Genomic DNA, 20991 nt, shown 5'->3' on the forward strand with positions numbered 1-20991 from the left:
AGTCTTCGATTTCATCGGGCTAGACCAATTACCCGCATAGGTTTCACGCATCGGCCGCCCAGGGGGGGCGGCTCGAAAAGAGAGGTGCCTCGTGGGCATCGCAACAAGGAAGTGCCTTCTCGCTTCGGCGGCTACTGCGATGATGCTGACGGGTCTGACCACCCGGCGCTAGCAGCAGGCACGGAACCTTCGCCACCCAGCACTTCCGTCGACTCGGAAGAGTCCGTGATTAACACCGCTCCGCCCGCCGAACCGGAAGAGGACGTGACAGACGTCCCCGAAGAGTCCGTCAGTCAGGAACCCACTGACCCTGGGAACTCTGACGATGAGACGCTCCCCACCCAGAAACCGTCAGATTCACCGGCTGCGGAGTACTGCGGTCCCACACGCGGCGTGTACCGGGCCACCAGCAAGGGCGGCAACAAGCACAAGGGTGTCGGCCCCACCCTGTCCAATTACAACAACACGAGCCGGACAGCAGAGTCGAGATTTGAGTCCGAAATGACGGGCGAAGTCGGTGTTGCTGTAAGCGCAGGCCTCAAGGTGAGCGCAAGTGCCATGGTGGCGGAGATCGAAGGGACCTACAACGTCGATCTCTCAATGAAGATTACAGCGAAGATGGGTGTTTCGGTCAGGGTTGACACGCCTCCGAGGAAGACCACTAACGCGAAGTTTGGTGTTTTCCGCTTGAAGAACACGGGCAAAAGTTACACGCAATACAGCAACTGCAGTACCTCGGAGAAGAAGACGATCACCAGCTACTCTCCGATCAAGGTCGGCTGGTACTTGTGGGAGTCGTAAGAATCCCACGCGGCCTGATCGCATTCGCAGTGGTGACCGGAGCTTCCGGTTTGCTGGCAAGCTGCACTGACGGCACCCCCGAGGGCACTCCGCGTTCCAGCGCGTCACCCTCGGTTAGCTCATCGGTGACGGCTGAGGCTGGCGCAGAAGGTCCGAAGGAATCGGTTACCAAAGCGCCCGACATCTACGGTGGAAAGGTCCTTGCCTCTGTCGCTAACGGCAAGGGCAATCAGTCCCTCCCTCTGGAGGGAGGTGTCGGCTCCGGCGAGTTGGCGATTGCTGTGAACTGCCAGGGCAAGGGGCTCATCAAGATCACCCTGGAACCCGTGGGGTTGAGCTTCCCCCAGGAATGCAAGGCGGGAGAAGTCACAAGCACCTACAACGAGTTCGCGCTCAAGCGTTCACGCAAGGACGCCTCGGTGAAGGTCGAAGTACCGTCCACAGTCCGCTGGTCCATGACCATCGGGCAGTGACCCAACCGCTGCGTGCTCGATAGTCCGCGAGTTCGACGAATGCCGGGGTGTTCGTAAGAACATCTGCAAGGGGTGCGTCGCCCAGCGCACGGCAGGTCCCCGGCTCATCCGGGGACCTGCCATGTTCGGATTTCATGCATTCCCGCGCGCGACGGTCCAGTCCGCGACGTATGGCACAAGTCAAGCAGTGTTCATAGTTTTTAAGTGGGCGGCGAGCCATCAGTCCTTGGTGATCACAGCAATGTGAGCGCGGACCGACTCGGAGAAGCTCTCCAAGAGGGCCTTGCCCTTGGCGGCGGTGGCCAACGACGGCTGGCCGATGATCCCGTTCGTGGTGTACCCGGCCATGCCCATGGTGAGCAGATGCGGGCGACTGGGTGCCGAGTGGTCGTCCTGCTCGATGCCCTCACGGACAAGGTGAGGCGCTCCGTGCAGGAGTAGCGATACCTCGAACTCTCCGCCGTGCATGTCATCGGCTCCACTGCTCTCCAGCCCGGCATCTGCTCGGGCCTGGGCCCGGTCCTCGTGTACCGGGAAAAGAGCGACGCGCGGGCCGTTGACGTTGATCTCCTGGGCGACGTTGGACAGGACGTAGTTGCCACCGTGTCCATTGACGATGACCAGACCGGGGACGCCTGACGCTTGGAGTGATCGCCATATGTCGTTGACCACGGCGTAGAGGGTGGCGGCGCTGATGCTGACGGTGCCAGCCATGGGCGCGTGCTCGTGGGAGCAGGAAACCGTGATGGGCGGCAGAAGGAACAGACCGTGGTCGTCCGCAATCTGCTTCGCGATCAGGCAGGCGATCGCGGTATCAGTGATCAGGGGTAGATGGTCGCCGTGCTGCTCGAAGCTCCCGACCGGGAGGACCGCAACGGCCGGTCCCCTGCGGTGCTCGTCTCCGGACGTGGCCTGCGTGATCAGATCGTCCATGCCCTCAGCTTCCCTCATCGCGGCCGGCCCAACTAGGCAGCGAACCGATCACAAACGATCTGAAAGCGCTCAATGAACGTTGCCACAGTGGGCATGCTCTGTCGCGACTCTACAGAGCGGGTCACTGCCGCCAACTCGGCAAGTGTCCTGGCTGAGCCCGTATGGGCAACGATCGCAAGGGCCTTTGTGCCGGCTTCGGCTCCCTGCTCGGGCTCCCCGGCCTTGCTGTATGCACGGGCGAGCCGCGCGAGGTAAACACCCCGGTCGTTGCGGTAGATCTGGGGCAGCGCGGCGATCTCGCCCTCGAAGATCTGGATGGCCCGCAGCGGGTCGCCGAGATCAATCCAGCAGTTCGCCCGCTGGATCTCGATGTAGGCGGGTGTGCAGTACGAGGTGTCGAGTGTGCTCACGGGGTCATTCGCAGTGGGTTGTGATGCCAACTCGCGTGCCTCGTCGAACTTGGCGATTGCGGCTTTGAGGTTGCGCTGCAACGCGTAACCGGTCGCCTCCTGTTGGGCGGCCAATGCGCTGATTCTCGCCGTGAGGTTGGGTACCCGCTGCGCGGCGCGAGCAAGCCCGATGGTCCGCTCTGCATTCACCTGTGAGGCGGCCTGGTGGCTCTTGCGGAAGAGCACGTACGACTGCATGTGGTCGTCGGCGGCCTCTTGGGCCCATTCCATCGACCGGTCGGACCAGTAGCCGGCAGACCGGAAATCCCCAAGATCTTGGTAGAGCCAGCCGACGAATTCCGCGGTTCGGCTACCGATGCGCAGCAACTCGCGCCGGGTTGAGCCGTTGGCATCTTCCAACAGATGGTCGATGGTCTTTGCATGGTGGACAACTGTGGCGAGCGGCTGCCGTGCGCCGAAGTAGTTCGCACTCTTGTAGTGCTGGGGTAACTGGCTCTCGATGAGGGCTGCGGCGAACTCGGGGTCCGCTAGATCGTCGCCGGGGGACGCGACCCACAATTCATCCGCTCCCGGGCCGTGGCTGGGCAGTCTGGCGGTCAGCGGCGCGGTGGATGGCGGAGTACTTCCGGCCTCCTCCCACTCTCGACGCATGAGGCCGAGCATGTGCCCCGGAATGCGTAAGGCATCGGCAATCTGAGCGATCTTGTTGAATGTGGTGACGCTGCCCTCGCCGCGTGCCAGAGAACCAACGCGCTCCGGCTTGATGTCGCATTCAGCCGCGATCTTCGAATAGCTGATCTTGGCCTCGCTGCGGGCGATACGGAACACGGTGCCGAAGTCGTGAGCTGTGATCGCGGTTCTCACGTCTGCCCGGTTCAGGAAGCTGCGCGGTAGCGCCGTCGGCGGTTGGTATGCGGTCATACGGTGCCCCGTCACGCCTGCTGTTGAGAGTGTCGCAATGGCCCGGTCGTCAGCCTACCCATGATGGGGATACCCGGCGTGGGGAAGTCAGATCGCTTGCGCCAAAGAAGAGTTGAGAGCTCAAACCCCCGCAACCGCGCGAACGGTCCGGGGGCGTGGCCAACGCTTCTAAGGAGCGCCGACATGCTGAACCCTATCGCCCGTCTTTTCGAACCACTTCTGCGGTTACTGATCCCGCCTGTGGGGCGTCACCGACATCGGGAAGCAACCCCGAACCCCGTGCCTCTCGTCCGGCGACGTCGGCTGTTGGTCTGCCGTTCTGCGGTGTCTCTCACCTCTCTGCCTTCGCTCGCCGCGTGCCACGAAGCATTCGTCAAGTCACGTGAGCAGGTGGCTCATGAGCGGTGGGAGCGTGTGGAACTGCGGTTGCGGCGGGAGCGGCGTCGGGCTCTCTGGCTGGCCGTGCATGGGGTCGATGTCGGGCCACGTGTGATTCACGGGGTGGCGGTCGTCCGGTGAGTGCGGAAAGCGTGCGGCTGTCGGCCGTTGGCGAGCTGCCCTGCGATGAACCCGCCTTGGGCGGTCTGGTGGTGCTGCGATGGAGCGATGACCCTCGCTGCGTCAGGCAGGCACGAGCCGCGCTGCAAGCGGCCCTGATGCGATGGGGCCTATCGGCTGTCGAAGACGCCGCGCTGTTGATCCTGTCCGAGCTGCTGACCAACGCGGGGCGCCACGCCTGCGTACCGGGACAGGACATCGAGACCCGCTACCTCTGGATGGTCGGCGGACTGCGCATCGAGGTGCATGACGAGTCGTGCAAGCTGCCGAGCCTGTCCACTCCTGACGACGACCGGGGCAGTGGACGCGGACTGTGGCTGGTCGATGCGCTCGCCGACCGGTGGGACGCCGCTGAGCGGGCGGGTTTCGGCAAGGTCGTGTGGGCCGAGCTTTCGGCGCCTGCCGGGGTTGGTGAGAGTGGTGAGCGGTGACGGGACGGCGCGGGCCGGGACGGTGCTGCGCTTTGCGGATTGGACGCTGAGCCCGGATACCTCGGGCAGTGGACCGATCGATGAGGTGGAGTGCACGACGTGTCATGAGACGCCGGAACCGGACCAGCGGGACGCCTTGGAGCGATGGTGTCTGTGGCACGCGGGTCGTACCCGGCATACCGGGTTCCGGGCCATCACGACTGCGTTCTTCCGTGCGACTTGTCATGAGTCGCTGCCGGAGGTTGCTGATGACGGCGCGTAGGTGGGTGGCGTCGCTGCTGCTCGCGGCGGCTGCCCCCCGCTGCGCCCCGGCATAAGCCCCCGCCCCAGTGGATGAACACTGCGTGCGGGTTGCACAACGGTGTGGGGACCGTCTCCCCGCTGTTCGGTGAAGGGACAGGCATCATGACCGATCGGCCGCAGTTCGAGTTTGTCAGTGCAGCAGCCTGCCGTGACGCGAGGGTGGACAACTGCATGGAGGTGGCGACCAATGTTCCCGGCGTCGTCGCGTTGAGGGAGAGCGCTGCTCCCGGTGTCGTGATCGAGACGACTCCGGAGAAGTGGGCGACCTTTGTCGAGGCCGTGCGAGGGGGAGAATACGACCTGAGCGCGTGACAGAGGAGGCGCACTGTGGAGCCCTGCCCCCACTGCGGCAGAGGCAGCACGACGGACCCTGAGAACGGGCTCTTGTGGTGCTTCGCCTGCCGCTGGTTCTTCCGGATGCTGCCGGAGTCCTGCGTGGGCGGCAGCCGCTTGGAGCGCTTCACGACCACCCGCGCCCCCTACTCCGTGCGCAAGCACTGAGACGCCCTACCGGCCCCGTTCGTGTGTTCCCCCCCGGGTAGTGCACGCGCGGTAGTCACCAAGGCGCCCCGTCCGGTGCGTGACCGGACGGGGCTGCCTCAACGCAGGTACTTACGAGCTGCGCTACTCCCGCATGCCCGCCAGCTCCACCGGACGCGTACGCATCGCGAACAGCGCCGGCAGTACCGCCGACACCACGGCCAGCGTTGCGCAGGCCGCCACGATCAGGCCGATCGTGCTCCAGGGGATGACGATGGGGCTCCAGATCGTGAGTACGCCCAACGCGCCCCAGATTCCGAGCAGGTTGAGGACGGTCACGGCCAGGCCCAGCACCGCTCCCACACCGACCACCACCAGCGTCTCCGTCGTGATCAGCCACAGCACCTGGCGCTTGGTCGCTCCGGCCAGTCGCAGGACGGCGAGGTCACGCACCCGGTCGGAGGTTGCCATCACCAGGACGTTGGCGAGTGCGATGCCGGTGTAGATGAGCGCGATGCCGAGGACCACGATGATGTCCACCTTCATCTGCCTGCTGACCAGCGGGTACGCCGCCTCCAGCCACTCCTCCTTGGTCGCCACCTGGCCACCGACCGGCTCGACTGCCTTGCGCAGAGCGGCGGATACCGCTGCCGTGTCAGCACCGGACTTCAGCTTTACGTCGATCTCGTCGACGACCGCGCCCGCGCCGTTGCGCGGGGTGACGTACACACCGTTGTTGCCGGTGCCGTTGCGCATGACCGCGGCGATCGTCAGTGTCTTCTTCGTGCCGTCGCCCAGCCACACGTCGACCTTCCGGCCGACGGTGTTCACCGCCCACTCCTGGGTGACGATGATGCTGTTGTCGTCCAGATCCGCCGCGTCACCGGCGACGACGGGAAGCTTGGCCACGCTCGCGAGCGCCTCGGCATCCGCGACCCGGGTCTCCTCCTGGAGCAGTGCTACGCCCTCCTCCAGCGTGTAGATGGAGGTGGAGGCGAGCGGCAGCGCGTCGATGCCGTCGATCGCGCGGACGCGGGCCAGTGCGCGCTCGTCGAAGCCGCTCTTGCCGCCGGCCGTGACGATGTAGTCGGCCGCGGACTGCCCGGCCGACTCACCGGCCTTGGCCTCGCGCACCGTTGCCGCAGCCCCGAACAGCGAGCCCGCGAGCGCGACGGTGACCAGGACCGGCGCGACGATGGACGCCGTACGGCGCAGGCCTGTCCTGGCGTTCTCGCGTGCCAGCATCGCCGTGGCGCCGGGCAGCCGGGCCGGGAGCCACGTCAGCAGCCGGATCAGCGGACCGACCAGTACGGGCGCGAAGAACGCGCACGCGGTGATCAGGTAGATGGGCTGCGTGGAGTACGTCTTGCGGTTGAGGGCCTTCTTCGGGTCGTCGAGCAGACCGAGGACGACGAACGCCACGCCCGCGAGCAGCAGCGTCACACCGAGCACCCAGCGGCCGAACGTCATGACGCGGCTGTCCACGGCCGCGTCCCGCAGCGCCTCGATCGGCGCGACCTTGCCCGCGCGCCTGCTGGCCGCCCAGACGCCGATCAGCGCGACGATCACGCCGGTCGTGAAGGCGACGTAATACGGCCAGGCGTAGTCACCGATGGTGAACCAGGCGGGCGCGACCTCGCCTTCCACCAGCACCTCCGCCAGTCGCGGAGCACCCCAGCCGCCGACCACGCAGCCCACCGTCGAGGCCAGGACCCCGACACCCACGGCTTCGAGGAGCACCGACCGCCGGATCTGGCGGGGCGTGGCGCCGGCCGTGCGCAGCAGGCCGAATTCGCGCCGCCGCTGGGCGACCGCGAACGTGAACGTGGTGGCCACCACGAAAACCGACACGAAGCCGGTGATCGTGCCGCCGAGGCCGAGCAGGATGAGCGTCTCCATCAGCGCTTCGCTGTCGCGCGTCGGATCCGGGTCGGCGTGCTGGCGGTCGTGGCCGGTCAGCACCTGGACCCCGGCCGCTCCTTCCACGGCCGCGCGCACCGCGTCGGCGTCGGCGTGCACGACGAGGTTGTCGATGCGCGGCGAGATACGGGCCGCTTCCGCGTCGGTGAAGAACACCGCGGACTCGAAGCCGCTGCGCGGGACAGTGCCCACGACGGTACGCGTGCCGGAGCCGTCCGTGGTCGCTACGTCGACCCGGTCGCCGACGGCGGCGGTCCCCTCGGCGACGACGATCTCGCCGGGTGCCGCCGGAGCGCGTCCCGAGCCGAGGCGGTACGGGGTGAACGCCGCCGCCGACCACGGGTGGCCGACCTGCGCCTCGGACGCGTCGCCGACGCGCACCGCGAAGCTGCGGTCGGGCACGGTACGCCCGACCTCGGCCAGCTTGCCCGCCAACTCCTTCGGCACGGCGTGGGGTTGGGCCAGCGGCTTCACGCGCTCACCGATACGGCTCGGCACGCGCAGGGTGTCCGCGCCGCGCACGACGACGGCCGCGGCCCCGAAGCGCACGGTGTCGCGCTCCTTGGCCCCGAGGGTGGAGGCGAGCGCCAGGCTCATGGTGGCGATGAGTGCGACGCCGAGCATGACGGCGACGAACGTACCGACGAAGGTGACCCAGCGGGTGCGCAGACTGCGCAGGACGACGCTCAGCACGGCGCGGCCTCCAGCTTCGTCATGTGCGCGGCGATGTCCTCGGCGCGGGCGCCGGTCAGTTCGCCGTTGACGCGGCCGTCGGCGAGGAAGACCACGCGGTCCGCGTAGGAGGCGGCAACAGGGTCGTGGGTGACCATGATGATCGTCTGGCCCTCCCGGTCGACCATCGAGCGGAGCATGGTGAGCACTTCGCGGCTGGTCGTGGAGTCCAGCGCACCGGTCGGCTCGTCGCCGAACAGGACCTCGGGACTGGTGATCAGGGCCCGGGCGATCGCCACGCGCTGCTGCTGGCCGCCGGACATCTCGGTGGGCCGGTGCTTGGCCCGCTCGGCGAGGCCGACCTGGCCGAGAACCTCCCGGACCCTGGTCCGGGAGGGGCGGCGGCCCGCGAGGCGCAGCGGCAGCGACACATTCTGCTCGGCCGTCAGCGACGGCAGCAGATTGAACGCCTGGAAAACGAAGCCGATCCGGTCCCGCCGCAGCAGGGTCAGCTTGGTCTCGCTCAGCTTTGTCAGCTCGGTGCCGCCGACGGTGACCGAGCCCGAAGTGGGCCGGTCAAGACCCGCGGCGCACTGCAGAAGCGTCGACTTGCCGGACCCCGAAGGACCCATCACAGCGGTGAAGGTGCCCTTGGGAAAGAAGAGAGAGACCTGGTCAAGGGCGGTAACGGCACTGTCCCCGGACCCATAGACCCTGCTCACGGAGCGCAACTGAATCGCGTCGTTGTTCATGTATTCCACTCAATCGGTGTCGGCACTCCCGCACAGCAGGGCGGGACGGAGTCTTGGGGGTAGGGCCGGCCATACCTGTCAGGTCTGTCCAGCCTGCCCGGCGGACGGAGCCGGTTCAGTACGTACGCGTGGCAGGAGGCTGCGGTGGCAACACCTTGCCGAGTGGTGGCCGTGCGGATACGGGCCCATATAGGGCGGCTATAGCGACCCGTCGGACGATCCGCCGAAAGTCTCAGAAGACCGAAGAGAGGGTTCCCCATGCTGATTCTCCGGCGTGCCGATGTGACGGACGTGCTGTCCGGCCGGGAGACGGAGATCATCGACCTCGTCGCGGAGACGTACCGTCTGCACGACGAGGGACAGACGTCTCTCCCGCACTCGACCTTCCTCCGTTTCCCCGAGGAGCGGCACAGCAGGGACCGGATCATCGGCCTGCCTGCCTACCGGGGCGGCGACCAGCCGGTCGCGGGGATGAAGTGGATCGCGTCCTTCCCCGGCAATGTGGCGGCGGGCATCGAGCGGGCCAGCGCGGCGATCGTCCTCAACTCCCTCGACACCGGGCGCCCGGTGGCGTTCGCCGAGGGCGCGGAGATCTCTGCCAAGCGCACGGCGGCGAGCGCGGCGCTGGCCGCGCGCGAGCTCACCCGGGAGGATCCGCCCGCCTCGGTCGTTCTGATCGGCTGCGGCGTGATCAACCTGGAGATCCTGCGGTTCCTGGCCGTGGCCCTGCCGGGGCTGCGGGAGGCCGCGCTGTACGACACCGATCCGGCACGTGCGGCGGCGTTCGCGAAGCAGTGCGCCGTGGTGGCGCCGGGGGTGAAGGCGTACCCGGTCGGCGACTTGGACGCGGCTCTTGGTGAACACCGGCTGGTGTCGCTGGCGACGACTGCTGCCGCGCCGCACATGGATCTGTCGGCGTGCGGGCCGGATACGACCGTGCTGCACATCTCGCTGCGGGATCTGACCGCCGAGACGATCCTCGGGGCGGTCAATGTCGTCGACGATGCGGATCATGTGTGCCGTGAGAGGACGTCGCTGGACCTGGCGCAACAGGTCAGCGGGAACCGGGACTTCGTTACGACGTCGATCGGGGCGGTACTGCGGGGGACGGCGCGGGTTGTGCGTGAGGCGGGGCGTCCGGTGGTGTACTCGCCGTTCGGGCTCGGGGTGCTTGATATGGCGCTGGCGGAGTTTGTGCGCCAGGGGGCGGAGCGGGACGGTCTGGGTGTCCGGGTGGACGACTTCCTGACGGGGTGACGGTCTGAGGCCCTGCGGGGCTTTCCCCTCCCGCCCCTTCCCGAAACTGGGGGCAAGCCCCCAGACCCCCGGACGCCCTTGGGGGTCCCCCCCCCGGGCGAAGTCTGGGGGAGTGTCCTCAAACGCCGGACGGGCTGAAGTACCAGCCTCTCCGGCGTTTGAGGAGCGGGGTCTGGGGCGGAGCCCCCACGCGGCGGCAGCCGCGAAATGTCACAGCCGGGAAGGGGCGGGGAACAGCGCCGCAGGCAACCCGCACCGCACCCGAACCCGTACCGCACCGTGCACCGCACCCGCCCCACTCCCTCACCCCGCCCGCGCCAGCGAACGATCCCCGCAGTGGCCCGGGAGTTGCGCCGCTGCCAGGCGTACCAACTCGTGGAATCGATACCTCGGCAACCCCGCCGTATCGATCCCCGCCATCTCCAGCAGCGCCACATCCACCATCCCCTCCAGGAACTCCTCCGCCACCGCTTCGGACATCCGGAGCACCGCGCCCGCCGCCTTGGCGGGGAATTCGTCCCGGCCCAGTACCGCCAGCCGCCCCAGCAGCTCCGCTTCACCGGCCGGCAGCCGGCGCAGCGAGGTCAGCAGGGAGCTTCGTACGTCCAGGTCGCCGGAGTGCAGTTCGCCCATCCGGGCCGCCGGGTCGGCCAGTCGCTGGGCCAGCCGGGACGCGGGCCAGTGCGGGCGGGAGGCGAGCCGGGTGGCCGCGATGCGCAGGGCGAGCGGCAGTCCGGCGCAGGCGGCGGTGATCTCCCTGGCGGCGTCGGGTTCGACGGCGATACGTGAGACACCGGCGATCGTGGCGAGCATGGCCAGAGCCTCCCCCTCGTCCATGGGGGCGAGCGCAGTCGTGTGCGAGCCGGGTACGGCGGCCAGCTGACCCCGGCTGGTGACCAGTACCGCGGCCTCCGCACTCGCGGGAAGCAGCGCATCGAGCTGCAATTCGCTCGCTGCGTTGTCCAGCACGATCAGCACCCGCTTCCCCGCGGTCCTGGTGCGGTAGAGGCGGATCAGCTCGTCGAGGTCTTGTGCCTTTCCGTCCTGGGGCGCGGAAACGTGCGGGGACGTCTCGCCGAGCGCGCGCAGCAGCTGCACCAGCACCTTGCCCGGGTGCTTCGACTTGCCGTCCGCATCGCGGAGTTCGGCGAAGAGCTGCCCGTCGGGGAAGCTGTCGGCGACGGCGTGCGCGACCCGTACCGCGAGTGCGGTCTTGCCGACGCCCGCCATGCCGTTGATCAGCAGCCGACGCGGCCGGAACACGGTGCGGTCGCCCTCGACCGCCGGGGCCAGCCGGGCGCACAGATCCGCGAACTCGCTCTCGCGGCCGGTGAAGTCGGCGACGTACGGCGGGAGTGTCACGGGGGTGTCCGCAGAGCCGTACGGCGCCGAGGTCGGCACCGACGCCGGCTCGGGCAGCGGGCTCAACTCGCCGCGCAGTACGGACTGGTAGGCGGTGGTGAGATCCGCACCGGGGTCCACGCCCAGCTCGTCGGCGAGCACTTCTCGCCCGTCGTGATAGACGCGCAGCGCGTCCGCCTGCCGCCCGCAGCGGTACAGGGCGACCATCAGCTGGGCGCGCAGTCGCTCTCGTACGGGGAACTCGACGACCAGGCCGGTCAGTTCGGGCACCAGCTCGTGATGCCGGGCGAGCGCGAGGTCGGCTTCGATGCGGTGTTCCAGGGCGGTGGCCCGGGTCTCCTCCAGCTGCGGCAGCTCGGCCTCCGCCAGGTACGGCGTCACATTCGCGAGGGCCGGACCCTGCCACAGACCGAGCGCGGAGCGAAGGGTCTCGCCCGCTTCGGCGTACCGCCGCTCCTCCAGCGCCCGGCGGCCGATCCTCTCCAGCCGCTCGAACTCCACAGTGTCGACGCGCGCCCCCTCGGCGAGCAGCTGGTAGCCGGGCTGGCGGCGGACCAGGTCGACGTCTTCGCCCAGCAGCTTCCGCAGCCGCGAAATGTAGGTGTAGATCTGCGCGTTCATGGTGGCCGGCGGCTCCCACCCCCACAGCAGCGAGCTCAGCCGCGTGTCACCGACCACCCTTCCGCGCGCCAGCAGCAGCACGGCGAGCACCGTGTGGACCTTGGAGCCCGACAGCGGGACGCGCTGGGTGCCCACTCTCGCCTCGACCGGACCAAGAAGCTGGAATTCCATATGTGATTCCCCCACCCGTTCGCGGCGCTGGCCGCGGAACCGAACGCCGGAGCGTTTCCCTGGCGGCCATTGTTTGCGCCACTCAGCGGCGGAATTGAGCCTTCAACCTGGCAACAGTCTGCGATGGCAAGACACTGCACGCGTAGACCCGTGACCCGCGTGGGCCCGGGCGACCTCCGTGGCCCGGTGACCTCGTGCCCCGCGCGTATAGGCCGCGCGTAGGAGCCGTATACACCCGTGATATCTCCGCGGTGAACGCTGTGCCGGCCCCGCACACCGCACAACGACCCCCGGGGCAGCCCGCGTTACCTCACGGAGGAATCCCCCATGCGCCGACGCCTGTACGCCCCCCTGCTCACGGCAGCCCTCGCGCTGTCCGCCGCGCTTCTCCCCATGTCCGAGGCCTCCGCGGCCCCGGCCGACAAGCCGCAGGTGCTCAGCTCCTGGACGCAGACCGGCGCCACCAGCTACAACGCGTTCTTCGCGGCCCGCGCCAACCAGAGCGCCTGGAGCACGTACGGCTTCGACTGGTCCACCGACTACTGCACGACGTCGCCCGACAATCCCTTCGGCTTCCCGTTCCAGAACGCCTGCGTCCGCCACGACTTCGGCTACCGCAACTACAAGGCGGCGGGCACCTTCTCCAGCAACAAGGAGCGCCTGGACGACGCGTTCTACGCGGACCTCAAGCGGGTCTGCTCGGCGTACTCCGGCATCAAGAAGGGGTCGTGCGACGCGGCGGCCTGGACGTACTACCAGGCGGTGGACAAGCTCGGCTACACCGCGGTCGTGGACGCGAAGAATTCCAGCAGCGCGGCGTTGACCTGGTCGGGCCGCTCCAAGTAGCCGTAATGACCCGCGTCCCCGATTTCCGTGTAGCGGGAATCGGGGATCGCGTCGGCGACCTCACGGCTGAGATGCGGCGGCAGTACCAGGTCGTCGGCGAATCCGATGACGAGGCACTCCGAACGGATTCTTCTGTAGGCGTCCAGGCGGCTTGCGGTGATGCTCACATTCATCTGGGCCCGGTATCCGGGTGTCCGTGCGACCGGCGCGACCTCGAAGATGTCGAGCCAGTTCTGAATCTCCTTGTCCTCATTGAGAGTCGCGGGTGAGAGATATTCCATGGCCCGCTGGGTGGCCGCGTAGAGCGGCGGTATCTTCTGGCCGCTGTCGTGGAATTCCCGTTCCGCTTGTGAACGGGTCCTGCGCATGACGTCACTGCGTCCCCGCGTCGCGATCAGCACCGCCTGGCTCACCAATTCCGGTCGCGCCAGACACAGTTCCTGTACGACGTGGGCGCCCATCGAGGTGCCCACGAAGCGGCAGGGGCCGAGCCCAAGATGTTCGGCGAGTCCGGCCGTGTCCGCCACCATGTCGTCGACGGTGAACCCGTCGGCGCAGGCGTCGGTCGGCGCAATGCCACGGTTGTTGAAGGTGACGACCTGATATCCCGCCGACACCAGCGCCGGAACCTGGTGCAGGTGCCATGCCCGGCCGCTCGATCCGGATCCCATCACCATGACCACGGGTTCGCCCTGGCCTGTGACGTCGAAACTGATGTTGATCCCGTTGACTTTGCTGATCGGCACGGCCGGCTCTCTCTCCGTCGACTGGTTCGCAAGATAGCCGCAGCGGCAATTCACCGGCCACAGCCCGCCCAGGTCATTCAGTCCTCGGTAAAAGGGCTGTACGGGCCGAAGCCGCCGGGAGAGCATCCCCAGGGGCCCGGAGAAGGGTTCCGGGACCCGCACATGAGCGAAGGGGAAACTCATGGACAATCCGTTCGACGACGAGAACGGCACCTTCTACGTACTGGTCAACAGCGAGAACCAGCATTCGCTGTGGCCCGTATTCGCGGAGGTGCCGGAGGGCTGGACGGTCGTCTTCGGCGAGGACAGCCACCAGGCGTGCCTCGACTATGTCGAGAAGAACTGGACCGACATGCGGCCCGCCAGCCTCATCAAGGCCATGGAGGCCGATGCCGCCTGACGAGACGTCAGGACATGTGCGGCGGGTGTTCCGGACGGACAGCTGTCCGGGACACCCGCCGCCTCGTGCGACCTTGCGGGCTCTACGGATCAGGCTCCCGTCGACCAGCTGCGCAGGGCCGCCGTGAGCCGGGGCTCGTCGGACAGCGGCGCGAGGAAGTCGATCACGCCGTCCGGACGGACGAGCACGGTGCTCGGCTCGCGGATGCCGAATTCCTTGTGGAGGCGGCCGTCCGGGTCCTCGGCCGGGCCGATCACCGCCGTCCGTACGCCCTCCGGGACCCGGGCCGTGGCGAGGAAGCGGCGGGCGCGCTCCGGGGCCGACGGGTGGCCGGACGCGGCCGTGAGGATCAGCAGCACCGGGTCGCCGAAACTGAGTTCGTCGTGGAGGGTGCCGCCGCTGCCCAGCGGGTGATCGGGCAGGCGGGCGCCCGCAACGAGCTTGCCCAGGCGTTCCGCGCGGCCGGGCAGCGTCAGGTCCAGCTGGGCCTGGCGCGGAGCGACAACCCGGTCCGTGAAGCCCGTGCGCTGTCCGGCGGCGAGGGCCAGGTCACGGGCCGTACGCCGCCAGCCGGACAGCATCCACATCCTGGTCTGCCGGTCGGTGTCGGTGACGACGCGCTCGGCGATGTGCATACGCTCCCGCTCCCAGACGTCGAGAGCGGCGGCGGCCGGGCCCTCTCCGGCCCGGGCGAGCCGCCACGCCAGGGCGGAGGCGTCCTCGATACCGGTGTTGAGGCCCTGCGCACCGGCCGGGCTGTGGATGTGCGCGGCGTCGCCGGCCAGCAGCACCCTGCCCTCGCGGAAGCGTCCCGCCATCCGCCGCTGCACCTGGAACAGGCCGGTGCGCTGCTCGCCCACCAGCCGCACGGGTACGGGCGAGCGTTCCGTCGCGGCCGCCTGGATGACCTCGCGGGCGTCGGTGGTGTCCACGCCGGGCGCGACGCTGACGAAGACCCGGTAGAGGCCGCCGGGCAGGCCGACGACGACGAGCACCCCCTTAGGGGTCATGAAGTAGTGCGCCTCGTCGTGCGCGAGCGGGGTGTCGCACTCGCCGTCGGCCAGCAGGAACTGCTGGGGGTAGGTGGCGCCGTCGAAGGGGACGCCGAGCTGCTCGCGCACGGTGGAACGTGAGCCGTCCGCGCCGATGAGCCATGGCGTGCCGAAGGTGGAAGTGGTGTCGCTCGTGGCCAGTTCCGCGCGTACGCCGTCCGCGTCCTGGCTCAGGGCGGTCAGCCGCACACTGAACTCGATCTTGCCGCCGAAGCGCCGGAGCGCTCCGCGCAGTACATCCTCGGTGTCCTGCTGGGGGAGCGAGACGGCGTACGGGTAGCTCGTACCGCGGACCTGGTCGAAGCCCAGGCGGAGTTTGCGGCGGCCGCCCGAGTAGTAGTTCTGGGCGTTCAGCCTGAGTCCGCGGTCGAGGATCTCGTCGGCCGCGCCGAAGCGGGCGAACGCCTCTATGGCCCGCGGCCACAGCACGATGGACTTCGAGTGGGGGTGCGGGTGGTCCACGCGGTCGACGATCCGCACCGGTACGTCTCTGCGCAGGAGCTCGATACCGGCCGTCAGGCCGACCGGGCCCGCTCCGACGATCAGGGCGCTCATCGGGGCTCCCCGGAGGCGATGCGGCGCAGGAAGGACGGGAGCGTACGCAGCAGGATGTTGCTGTCCGGCTCGGCGAGCAGCAGGTCCTGGTGGGAGATTGCCGCGTCGGTGTGCAGCTCGAACTCACCGATCCGGGACTCGGCGGCGACCTTGGCCGCGGCCTGGCCGACCGTACCGTTGGAGAAGCCCGACTGGACGGCGTAGAAGGGGAGCTGGATCTCCTTGCCGTGCTGCACCCGCAGGCCCAGGAGCTGTGCGAGGTCGCCGTCGCTGGTGAAGTCGACGGCCCCGACGAGGTCGATCATCAGGCGGTTGAGGGTGTACCAGACCCAGCTGCCCGGCTGCGTGGCGGCGAAGGCGCGCGCGGCCCGGTCCAGCGGGGTCGGCCCGTCGTCGGTCCAGCCGCCGCTGCCGTCCGGGCGGCCGGAGTTGATTTTGAAGCCGGGGTGGTGCATCGACGCGTCGACGAGGTGGCCGAAGAAGCCGCGGTTGGTGAGCGGTTCGCCGCTGCGGTACGGCTCGGGGGCGACGGCCGCCAGGGGCGAGAGGGCGTCGGGCTCCTCCACCGCGTGCACCGCGGCGAGCTGGAACCACAGCGCGGCGAGCTCAGGCAGCTCACCGAATCCCGCGCCCGTACTGGACGCGTTCTCGAAGTAGGCGCCGGACTTGGTCTGCTGGAGCCAGCCCTTGGCGTCCTCCAGGGAGAGCTCGAAGGAGAACCCGGCGCCGGTGAAGGCGTGATGAACGCCGCCGTCGATGGCGACGAGGCCGTCGATGTCCCGGTGGCCGGGGTGGCCGTCGAAGTCCCAGGCGGCGTAGAGGAGGGCCTCGGCGGCGCCCAGCGAGTGCCCGCCGAGCACCACCTTGCGGCGGCCGCCGTCGGACGCGGCGCGCACGGTGTCACGGACGTCGTCGAGCAGTACGGCCAGGCCCCACTCGCCGGCTTCGGGGGCGGTCTCGGCGCTCTGCTGCTGGTAGGTGCCGCCCAGGTAGTACGCGCGGGCGGCCTCCGGCGTGAGGGTGAATCCGCTGAGGTCGGAGAGCGTCTGCTCGCGCCGGTCGACGGCCCACACCTGGAGGCCGGGTATCCGGGCGGCGAGGTGACGGGCGGCCGGGCGGAACACTCCGGCGGAGCCCTCCCGCCCGCCCAGCAGGACAAGCACGGTGGAGGCGTCGTCGGGGCCGACCCGCAGGACATGGGGGCGGTGGGTGTCGCCGGGGCGGCCGCCGGGGACGGGGCCGTACGACTCCCGCGCGGGGCGGCTGGTGTTCTCGGTGGTCATGAACGGGGTTCCTTCCGGGGACGGGGCTGGTGGGCCTTTCCGGGGGACGGGGCTGTGGGCGGGGACCTGTACGGTCAGTTGGCGGCGGACGCCGCCACCGGCTCGGCGCCGGCCGGGGCCTGTGCGGGGGCCGGGTCCGTGGCGGGCGCCTCCCGCTGCGGGTGCTTGATGAACAGCGCGCCCACCGCACCCACCAGGACCACTGCCACGCCGGTCCAGATCGCCGGGCGCATCCCGTCCACGAACGCCTGCGCGGACTCGCCGCCCGTGCCGACGCCGTCGCCCGCAGCGAAGAGGAAGACGGTGGTCAGTACGGCGACGCCGAGCGCGCCGCTGAACTCCCGCACCGTGTTGTTGATTCCGGACGCCTTGCCCTGCTCGTGCTCAGCGACCGATGCCAGGACGACCACCGGATTGGAGGCGAAGACCAGGCCCATGCCGATGCCGGCGGCGACCATGGCGGGGGCGAGCGGGCCGTACGACATCCCGGGCTCCGCGACAAAGGCGATCCAGCCCAGCGCCGCGCCCTGCAGCAGTGACCCGGCGGCCATCAGCCGCCCGCCGCCGATCCGGTCGACGAAGGCGCTGGCCAGCGGCACGACGACCATGGGGGCGAAGGTCCACGGAAGGGTGGCGAGCCCGGCCTCGACCGGGGTGTATCCCATCGGGCCCTGGATGAACTGCACCAGGTAGTAGATCGAGCCGAATACGCCGAAGTACATCGTCAGCGAAATCAGATTCGAAAGGGCGAAGGCAGAGTTACGGAAGAACCGCAGCGGTACGAGCGGGGAATCCGTGCGCTGTTCCCAGACTACGAAGGCAATCATGGTCACCACGGTGAAGGCGAGAGACCCCAGCACGGAAGTCTGGCCCCAACCCCCCTCCGCCGCCTGCACAATGGCCCAGACGGCCGCGACCACCGACGCCGACACCAGTACGGCGCCGACCACGTCCACCTTGCTGTCCTGGCCGCGGCTCTCCTTCACCGCCCACAGCAGCGCGGGCAGCGCCAGCACGCCGATCGGCAGATTGAGCCAGAAGATCCAGTGCCAGTCAATGCCCTGGGTGACCGCCCCGCCGACCAGCGGTCCCACCGCGATGCCGAGGCCGTTGACGCCGCCCCAGATGCCGATGGCCATGGAGCGGCGCTCCTCGGGTACGGCGGCCGCCGACAGGGTCAGGGAGAGCGGCAGGATGGCGGCCGCGCCCGCGCCCTGGACGATGCGGGCGGCGACGAGCAGGGCGGCCGAGTCGGCGAGCGCGCAGGCCACCGAGGCCACGGTGAACAGGGCGACGCCCCAGGCGAAGACCCGGCGCCGGCCGAAGCGGTCGCCGAGCGCGGAGGCCGCCAGCAGCAGACCGGCGAAGGCCAGCACGTAGCCGTTGACCACCCACTGAAGATCGGCCTGGCCGACGTCGAAGGTCTCGCTGATGTCGGTCAGGGCGTTGGTCACCACCAGGTTGTCCAGCGACACCATGAACATCGGGACCGCAGTCACCACGACCGCCCACAACGGGCTTACGCGTTGCGACATTCCGTTCCGCCTCCAAAGGGGATTGAATTAATTGCAGTGCACCGCTCAACGGTAGCGAGAATTTCAATCCCGAGGACAAGTGAAGGAGTGTCACTTTAGAGGTATGGAATGCCTCTTCAGGCCAGTGGATTGCCTATAAATGGCTGCGGGAAAGTGGACTGCCGCAGGATCCGGTGAATGGTCTGGAGAGTTGTACGGTCATGGGTGACGCTCGTGCCATGAAGAATTCGGAAAGCGCAGGTGAATCGTATTCGGTGATCGTCGGATACGGGAGAGCGGGCAGCGGACTGCATCACCGCGCCCTGCGGGACGCGGTCCGCCCGCAGCGGCCGGTTCTGGCCGTCGACCCGCGGCCGGCCGACGTCCCCGGCGGGCGCTGGGTGGCCACCGTCGAGGACGCCGTCGCAGTGCTGAAGGCAGAGGGGCAGGAGGTGTCCGCCGCGGTCTTCCATGTCGCGGTGCCGCCGGACGTACACCTCGACTGCATGGAGCGGCTGGTGTCCGCCGGGGCGCGTCGTTTCATCCTGGAGAAGCCGCTCGCCCCTTCGGCCGCCGAGGCCAGGCACATCGCCGACGTGGCCGATGTGACCGGCAGTTCGGTGCTGCCGATGAGCGTCTGGCTGGCCAGCCGGGTCACCGAGGTCGCGGAGGAGCTGGTGGCCTCGGGTGCGATCGGTGAGCCGGTCAGCTTCCACATGGAACAGAGCAAGCCGCGTTTCCGCCGCTCCGTGGACACCCGCGGCCACGGCAGTGCCTTCGAGGTGGAGCTGCCGCACCAGCTTCTGCTCGCCCTCCATCTCGCGGGCCCTGTCGCCGAGTTGACCGGGTCGCGCGGCTGGGACATGCCACTGCCCGTCGGGCGGCTGCCCCGGATGGGCGGCGCCGAGGTACGGATGCGCCACACCTCGGGCGCGGTCACCACCCTCCTCACCGACCTCGCATCGCCGGTCCGCCGCAGACGCCTGCACATCAGCGGCACCGAGGGAACGCTCGTCGCCGACTACCCGGTCAGCGGCGACGACGACTTCGGCCAGGTCAGGATCGCCGGGCGCAGTACGCACACGGTGGTCGCCGATGCCCCCCTCACCCGGTTCATCGAGCAGGCGTACGCCCACTTCGACGGCGCGGGGCCCGCTCCTCAGGGCGATCTCGCCCTGCACCTGGAGTCGATGGAACTCCTGGAGGCGGCCCGCGCCGCGGCTGCCGCGGGGATCGCGCCCGCGCTCGTCCCCCCGCTCGTGCCCCCGCTCGCCACGGAGGCGGCATGAGCGTCGTAGCGATCATCGAACCGCGTTCGTCCGGTGCGGAGCTGATCGTGCGGGCCCGCGAACTGGGCCACACCGTCCTCGTACTGACCGGCGGATCCGGGGCACGGACCATCCCGGAGCGCCAACTCGCCCACGCCCACCGGGTCGTGCGGGCCGACACCGACGACGCGGCCGCCGTCACCGCACTGCTGGGCGCGCTCCACGAGGAACAGCCGCTGAACGCCGTACTCCCCGGCTTCGAGCACTACGTGCCGCTCGCCGCCCGGGCCGCCGCGGCCCTCGGGCTGCCCGGCATCGATCCGGGGTCCGTCGACGGCCTGCGGTACAAGCATCTGATGCGCCGGGCGGTAGCCACCGCCGGCCTGGACCAGCCCGCCTTCCGAGCCGCCTCCAGCGAACGGGCGCTCGCCGCCGCGTACGCCGAACTGGGCCCGCACTGCGTCGTCAAGCCCGTCGACCAGTCGGGCAGCCTCGGCGTACGGAAGGTGTCGACGGCCGCCGAAGCGCTGGCCGCCTTCCGCCAGGCCCTGCGCCCCGGCGGCCGGTCCGGGCCGGGCGGGCTGCGCCTGGCCCTTGTCGAGGAGTACGTCCAGGGGCCCGAGTACAGCGTCGAGGGGTACGCCGAGGGCGACCGGATCCACGTCCTCGGGATCACCGAGAAAGTCCTGGGGCTGGAACCGCACTTCGTCGAGGTCGGCCACATCGTCCCCGCACAACTGCCGCCGTCCCCGGCCCGTGAGATCGAGGAGTACATCACGGGCGTCGCCCGGGCGCTCGGGCTCGGACTCGGGCCGTTCCACGCCGAGTTGAGGATGACCGAACGCGGCCCGCTGCTGATGGAGATCGCCGCCCGGCTGCCCGGCGACCGCATCCCCGATCTGCTGAGGCTGGCCAAGGGAGTGGATCTGTACGAGATCATGCTCCGCGCCCACCTGGGGCAGCCCAACCCGCAGCCGCGGCCCGCCCCCGGCGGCGGCCGCGCCGGCATCCGCTACTTCCTGCGGCCAGGACTGCGCGGCTATCAGGACTTCCGCGTCGACCCGCTGCTGGAGTCCGACCCACGGGTCAGGGAGATCGGCGTACTGCTGCCGCCCGGCACCGAGCTGCCCGACCCGGGCAGCTCGGCGGGCCGGCTCGGCTATGTGCTCGCCGCCGGTGATTCGTACGACGAGACGGCGGGGCTGCTGCGTCTCGCCGACACCTCCGTGACCTTCAGCTGACCCGAACCGGACCACCAGGAG

Annotated in this window: 18 protein-coding genes; 9 read left to right on the forward strand and 9 right to left on the reverse strand. The window is 69.1% G+C overall.

Features of this window, described 5'->3' with window-relative positions:
• Positions 1 to 225 precede the first annotated feature (225 nt).
• Both J7I98_RS30175 and J7I98_RS41505 read left to right on the forward strand, forming a co-directional pair.
• Positions 226 to 801 carry a hypothetical protein gene (locus J7I98_RS30175; RefSeq protein WP_214928210.1) on the forward strand — a complete coding sequence of 192 codons (576 nt, stop codon included), beginning with the start codon at positions 226 to 228 and terminating at the stop codon, positions 799 to 801.
• A gap of 32 nt (positions 802 to 833) precedes the next feature.
• Positions 834 to 1274, forward strand: coding sequence for a hypothetical protein (locus J7I98_RS41505; RefSeq protein ID WP_251021432.1), 441 nt, complete (start codon positions 834 to 836; stop codon positions 1272 to 1274).
• A gap of 219 nt (positions 1275 to 1493) precedes the next feature.
• Here J7I98_RS41505 and J7I98_RS30185 read toward each other — a convergent pair whose 3' ends face one another.
• Together J7I98_RS30185 and J7I98_RS30190 are read right to left on the reverse strand one after the other, a co-directional pair.
• Positions 1494 to 2207, reverse strand: coding sequence for a creatininase family protein (locus J7I98_RS30185; RefSeq protein ID WP_214928211.1), 714 nt, complete (start codon positions 2205 to 2207; stop codon positions 1494 to 1496).
• Positions 2208 to 2239: 32 nt separating this feature from the next.
• Entirely contained in the window at positions 2240 to 3538 is a 1299-nt protein-coding gene (locus J7I98_RS30190) for a hypothetical protein (RefSeq protein WP_214928212.1), read from the reverse strand.
• A gap of 515 nt (positions 3539 to 4053) precedes the next feature.
• Between J7I98_RS30190 and J7I98_RS30195 the strand changes: the two genes are divergently transcribed.
• Both J7I98_RS30195 and J7I98_RS30200 read left to right on the forward strand, forming a co-directional pair.
• A complete protein-coding gene (locus J7I98_RS30195; protein ID WP_308377999.1) occupies positions 4054 to 4527 on the forward strand; it encodes an ATP-binding protein in 474 nt (157 codons plus the stop codon).
• Positions 4528 to 4932: 405 nt separating this feature from the next.
• The gene (locus J7I98_RS30200) at positions 4933 to 5142 is read left to right on the forward strand and encodes a DUF397 domain-containing protein (protein ID WP_214928213.1); all 210 of its coding nucleotides are present in this window, start codon (positions 4933 to 4935) and stop codon (positions 5140 to 5142) included.
• Positions 5143 to 5454: 312 nt separating this feature from the next.
• Here the strand turns inward: J7I98_RS30200 and J7I98_RS30205 are convergent, their stop codons facing one another.
• Both J7I98_RS30205 and J7I98_RS30210 read right to left on the reverse strand, forming a co-directional pair.
• Positions 5455 to 7923, reverse strand: coding sequence for an ABC transporter permease (locus J7I98_RS30205; protein WP_214928214.1), 2469 nt, complete (start codon positions 7921 to 7923; stop codon positions 5455 to 5457).
• Positions 7917 to 8654, reverse strand: coding sequence for an ABC transporter ATP-binding protein (locus J7I98_RS30210; protein ID WP_214928215.1), 738 nt, complete (start codon positions 8652 to 8654; stop codon positions 7917 to 7919). Before J7I98_RS30210 ends, J7I98_RS30205 begins: the two co-directional genes overlap by 7 nt.
• 258 nt (positions 8655 to 8912) lie before the next feature.
• On the opposite strand from J7I98_RS30210, the gene sbnB reads away from it, so the two are divergent.
• Complete coding sequence (sbnB, locus tag J7I98_RS30215) at positions 8913 to 9911, forward strand: 2,3-diaminopropionate biosynthesis protein SbnB (RefSeq protein ID WP_214928216.1); 999 nt, start codon at positions 8913 to 8915, stop codon at positions 9909 to 9911.
• 303 nt (positions 9912 to 10214) lie between these two features.
• Here sbnB and J7I98_RS30220 read toward each other — a convergent pair whose 3' ends face one another.
• Entirely contained in the window at positions 10215 to 12065 is a 1851-nt protein-coding gene (locus J7I98_RS30220; protein ID WP_214928217.1) for an AfsR/SARP family transcriptional regulator, read from the reverse strand.
• Between the two features lie 327 nt (positions 12066 to 12392).
• Here J7I98_RS30220 and J7I98_RS30225 point away from each other — a divergent pair, with 327 nt between their 5' ends.
• Positions 12393 to 12911, forward strand: a complete 519-nt coding sequence (locus J7I98_RS30225; protein ID WP_214928218.1) for a phospholipase — start codon at positions 12393 to 12395, stop codon at positions 12909 to 12911.
• Here the strand turns inward: J7I98_RS30225 and J7I98_RS30230 are convergent.
• Positions 12842 to 13657, reverse strand: coding sequence for an alpha/beta fold hydrolase (locus J7I98_RS30230; RefSeq protein ID WP_214928219.1), 816 nt, complete (start codon positions 13655 to 13657; stop codon positions 12842 to 12844). The genes J7I98_RS30225 and J7I98_RS30230 overlap by 70 nt on opposite strands.
• Positions 13658 to 13838: 181 nt before the next feature.
• On the opposite strand from J7I98_RS30230, the gene J7I98_RS30235 reads away from it, so the two are divergent.
• Positions 13839 to 14057 (forward strand): MbtH family protein, encoded by a 219-nt coding sequence (locus tag J7I98_RS30235; protein ID WP_214928220.1) that lies wholly within the window; start codon positions 13839 to 13841, stop codon positions 14055 to 14057.
• An 89-nt stretch (positions 14058 to 14146) separates the two neighbouring features.
• Here J7I98_RS30235 and J7I98_RS30240 read toward each other — a convergent pair whose 3' ends face one another.
• The 3 genes from J7I98_RS30240 to J7I98_RS30250 form a co-directional block, all read right to left on the reverse strand.
• Positions 14147 to 15664, reverse strand: a complete 1518-nt coding sequence (locus J7I98_RS30240; protein WP_214928221.1) for an FAD-dependent monooxygenase — start codon at positions 15662 to 15664, stop codon at positions 14147 to 14149.
• A complete protein-coding gene (locus tag J7I98_RS30245) occupies positions 15661 to 16947 on the reverse strand; it encodes an alpha/beta hydrolase (RefSeq protein WP_214928222.1) in 1287 nt (428 codons plus the stop codon). Before J7I98_RS30245 ends, J7I98_RS30240 begins: the two co-directional genes overlap by 4 nt.
• A 74-nt stretch (positions 16948 to 17021) precedes the next feature.
• On the reverse strand, positions 17022 to 18482 hold the full coding sequence (locus J7I98_RS30250) for a DHA2 family efflux MFS transporter permease subunit (RefSeq protein ID WP_214928223.1): 1461 nt from the start codon (positions 18480 to 18482) through the stop codon (positions 17022 to 17024).
• Positions 18483 to 18700: 218 nt separating this feature from the next.
• Between J7I98_RS30250 and J7I98_RS30255 the strand changes: the two genes are divergently transcribed.
• Complete coding sequence (locus J7I98_RS30255; RefSeq protein WP_214928224.1) at positions 18701 to 19750, forward strand: Gfo/Idh/MocA family oxidoreductase; 1050 nt, start codon at positions 18701 to 18703, stop codon at positions 19748 to 19750.
• Complete coding sequence (locus J7I98_RS30260; RefSeq protein ID WP_214928225.1) at positions 19747 to 20970, forward strand: ATP-grasp domain-containing protein; 1224 nt, start codon at positions 19747 to 19749, stop codon at positions 20968 to 20970. The genes J7I98_RS30255 and J7I98_RS30260 overlap by 4 nt, the downstream gene beginning before the upstream one ends.
• The last annotated feature ends 21 nt before the right edge of the window (positions 20971 to 20991 follow it).

The organism is Streptomyces sp. ISL-98 (assembly GCF_018614055.1).
Lineage (GTDB): Bacteria > Actinomycetota > Actinomycetes > Streptomycetales > Streptomycetaceae > Streptomyces > Streptomyces spiramyceticus.